The following is a 551-nucleotide window of genomic DNA, read 5'->3' as shown; positions in this document are numbered from 1 at the left end:
TCCATCGCATAGATCCATCGTTGACCATAGAGCCCCAGACTAAAATCACTCTGGCGAGGCGTCTTATCGTGGTGCTCTTGGATACGTCCTACATACTGATCCACCCTGAGGTGTTTCATCTGCTGCCCGTGCATCGTTGCCCAACTGTAGGCCAAGGCAATCAGCAACACTAACGCCAAAAATCGAGTGTCATTAACCTTGGCATCCTCTAGGTGATACCCCCCGGTCTTGCAATCTTTGAAGAGCTGTTCAATGCCCCAACGGCAACGATAGACCGCTAGTAAAGGTTTTACAGATATGGGATTTCGTTCACCACATTCGACCGCGGCGACGGCTTTTTGGCGTCAATCAAGACTATAGGGAGCGGGCATCAGAGAGGTTCAGTAATGACTTTTCTAGTATGTCCTAACTAGTCTTGGCTCTGCTACACAAGGCTTTTAGGCAAGGGCTTTCAGACTCATACCAACTCTATACCAGTTTTCAGTCTGCTGATTTCTACCTGTCCAGAAGGCTGTCGCTCTATCATGGCCCAGCGATTATGGTTCTCATGG

The 551-nt window shown here is 49.0% G+C and carries 1 pseudogene; it reads right to left on the bottom strand.

Annotation, left to right across the window (positions count from 1 at the left end):
• Positions 1–284, bottom strand: a pseudogene (locus tag JUJ53_RS13795) (transposase); the annotation flags it as partial.
• Positions 285–551: the final 267 nt, after the last annotated feature.

This window comes from Leptolyngbya sp. CCY15150 (genome assembly GCF_016888135.1).
In the GTDB taxonomy this organism is placed as follows: Bacteria; Cyanobacteriota; Cyanobacteriia; order RECH01; family RECH01; genus RECH01.
Note: the sequence above shows the minus strand (reverse complement) of the source record. Positions and strands in the feature narration are given on the sequence as shown.